The organism is Actinosynnema sp. NPDC023658, from assembly GCF_040639995.1.
GTDB lineage: Bacteria > Actinomycetota > Actinomycetes > Mycobacteriales > Pseudonocardiaceae > Actinosynnema.
This window is the reverse complement of the sequence record NZ_JBFAAX010000781.1, coordinates 1-2,662: the sequence shown is the minus strand read 5'-3', so window position 1 is coordinate 2,662 and position 2,662 is coordinate 1. Positions and strand designations below refer to the sequence as shown.

Sequence of the window (2,662 nt, the reverse complement as noted above, 5' to 3'; positions counted from 1 at the left end):
ACTTCGGCAACGCCGAGCACGTGGGCGAGAAGGTGACGATCACGGCGGTGATGGACACGGACCTCACCGACGAGTCGGTGGTGCTCGACACGGGCGCCTACGGCGACGACAGCCTGCTCGTGCTGTTCAAGGGCGACCAGCCGGAGTTCACCGAAGGGCAGTCGCTGACGGTCACCGGCACGGTGCGGCAGTTCTCCAACGACGACTACGCCGACGACTACGGCCTTGCCGACTCGCCGCCGTTCGAGGTCTACGCCAACGAGGAGTTCCTCGCCGCTGAGGAGATCGTCGCCGGCACCTACCAGCTGAGGAGGTCGCATGGCCACGCACGCCGTGGTTGACAGTGGAGCCGCACGTCAGTACATCGTCGTGATGGACCCCGGTGATTCGGCATTGGACGAGTTGCTCGCCTTCGCCCGCGAACACCGCTTGCGGACCGCGTCGTTCACCGCCATCGGCGGGTTCAGCGACTGCACCCTGGCGTTCTACGACGTCGAAGCCAAGCAGTACGTGGACAACCCGGTCGGCCAGCAGTCCGAGGTGGTCTCGCTGACCGGCAACGTAGTCCGCACTGAGGAAGGCGACTGGCAGGTGCACGCGCACGCGGTGGTCGCGTTGCGGGACGGCGCCACCCGGGGAGGCCACCTGCGTCGAGCGGTCGTGCGCCCGAAGCTGGAGGCCGTCGTCACCGAGACAACACACCGGTTGACCCGGCGTTTCGACCCTGACAGCGGTCTAGCCCTCATCGACCTCGGCAGCGGTGACGCCACCGTCGACCCGGATCCGCTGCGGCACGGCCTGGCGCCGTGAACGGGCGGGAGTCGACCCGGCGACCGCAGCACCGACGCGCCCCCCCGACAGGAAGGAGCCGACGATGTCCAGGACGAAGCGCCCGAGCGCGGCGCTCTGTCCGCAGCGGAGGTGGGATGTTCCGCAGGCTCGGCGTCATGTCGAAGGTGTTCGGCGATGAAGAAGCATGGCCAGGGGTTGCATCGATCCTGTGGCTTCCCGAACGACTCGGTGGGATCGCGACATCATGCCTACATGCTCAGTGGATTGCGGTGCGACTCCGAACGCGATGGTGATCCGGTAGTCGTCGCCGGCCTGGCTGATCACGTCGATCGTGGTGTTGCTCGCCGTGTCGTGGAACCGGCTGCCCACCGTGAACGGCGGGTCGTCGAACTCGTGCCCGTCGCAAGTACCCGAGCTTGGCCGCGCATCCGTGATCAGCACGGGTCCGTTGTGCCGGAAGCGTCGGCCGTGTTCACGGAGCACGCCGGGACGCCGGTGGGCCAGGCGGCGGAGTCCAGGCCGGTGCGTGCTCGCGCCTCGGTCACCAGTGCGGTGGTCGCTGGTGCTCACACAGCCAGGTCGGCTTCCGCTTGTGCAAGGCCAACAGGTCCGGGCTCGGTCCGGGGATCGGGCCCATTTGGTCCCAGCCACCGGCAGCTCCCTCGTCGATGCTCAACCTGACGTTCACGGCGCCTTGACCGATGTGCAGCTCGGATCATATCGCGTGCAGCGTGGCCAGCTCCGAACGCAGTTTCTTGATCCCGTGCGCGGCAACCTCGTAGGCGCTCGGCACGCCCGGAACCGGCTCGTCCTCCGTGGGGATCCAGAACTTCCGCCTTGTCAGCCGCAACGAAGTGAGGAACGCCGGGATGGCGTTGAAGACTTCGATGAGCAGCGGTCCGTCGTACACGGGCAGGACCGGATCGAGGAACGTGCGCCAGGGGATCCAGCTGTCCGCGACCTCACCACGATCGGGTGGGGACACCTGCACGTAGTGCAGGCGCCGCTGGTCGGCGGCATCCTGGATGTCGCGGAGGTACGCGTCCGGGCCGCTGCTGCCGAGGACGACGTGGGAGCTGTCCACGCACACGCCGACGTTCGGACTGCGCACGCCGGCGAGGAAGTCGAGCACGTCGCGCACCATGTTCGGGGCTGGTGTCTCCCAGTGGTCGACGGGTTCGATGGCGACCTGGACGCCCTTCTCCGCCGCGTACTCGCCGAGCCGCTCGAAGAGCGGCTGCGCGATGTCGTACCGGGGTCGCAGCCAGTCCTGCAGCGCGTCACTCCACAGCGGTTGGCCGTTGAGGGTGGGGAATACGTTGTAGGGGAACAGGACGGGGCCTGCCAAGATGGTTCCGCGCAGGGCCGCTGTGATGTCCACCCGGGACTTGAGGTAGGCCAAGGCCGCCTCGCGTTCCTCGGGGTTCAGCGATGTGGGGTCGTAGGCCGGCGTCGTGGCCACGTTGGTGGTCAGGCCTACGTCCTCCAATCCGGCTGCGTCGAGAGCCTGCCTGAGCTTTTCGTAGCGAGGCACATCCGCTTGGGGGTCGCCCGTATCGTTCGGGCGAACGGGCATGTCGAAGCCCGTGTACCCGATGTCCTGCAGCTCCCTCATGTGCCTGACGACGACCTCGGTGTACCGGGGATCATCCGGGTGCAGATCGACGGTGAACATGAAGAAGCTGAGATAGATGTCGCGTGTGGTCATCGTTACCATCCCAGGACTTCGGTCAGGTAAGCGCGGGCCATCTTGGCGTACTTCAGCGGGCATGCCGTCGCCGGGTTCTGCTCGGCCTCGACGACCAGCCATCCCTCGTAGCCGGCTTCCCCCAGCGTCGAGAGGATGGGCTCGAAGTCGATAGTGCCTTCC

At 66.9% G+C, this 2,662-nt stretch carries 4 protein-coding genes; 2 read left to right on the top strand and 2 right to left on the bottom strand.

The genetic code is table 11. The features are described from left to right. Together AB0G02_RS34675 and AB0G02_RS34670 are read left to right on the top strand one after the other, a co-directional pair. On the top strand, positions 1-341 hold a 341-nt coding region (locus AB0G02_RS34675), incomplete at its 5' end, for a hypothetical protein (RefSeq protein ID WP_360802987.1). Beyond that, the gene (locus AB0G02_RS34670) at positions 319-810 is read left to right on the top strand and encodes a PPC domain-containing DNA-binding protein (RefSeq protein WP_360802984.1); all 492 of its coding nucleotides are present in this window, start codon (positions 319-321) and stop codon (positions 808-810) included. The genes AB0G02_RS34675 and AB0G02_RS34670, both read left to right, overlap by 23 nt. 135 nt (positions 811-945) lie before the next feature. Here the strand turns inward: AB0G02_RS34670 and AB0G02_RS34665 are convergent, their stop codons facing one another. Continuing rightward, positions 946-1,233 (bottom strand): hypothetical protein, encoded by a 288-nt coding sequence (locus AB0G02_RS34665; protein ID WP_360802981.1) that lies wholly within the window; start codon positions 1,231-1,233, stop codon positions 946-948. Positions 1,234-1,507: 274 nt separating this feature from the next. Next, positions 1,508-2,500: a sugar phosphate isomerase/epimerase family protein gene (locus AB0G02_RS34660; protein ID WP_360802978.1), complete on the bottom strand. Its 993-nt coding sequence runs from the start codon at positions 2,498-2,500 to the stop codon at positions 1,508-1,510. Positions 2,501-2,662 lie beyond the last annotated feature (162 nt).

Excerpts from the sequence above, each read along its gene's own strand:
- AB0G02_RS34660 (WP_360802978.1), bottom strand. The coding sequence starts at position 2,500 with ATGACCACACGCGACATCTATCTCAGCTTCTTCATGTTCACCGTCGAT.
- AB0G02_RS34670 (WP_360802984.1), top strand. The coding sequence starts at position 319 with ATGGCCACGCACGCCGTGGTTGACAGTGGAGCCGCACGTCAGTACATC.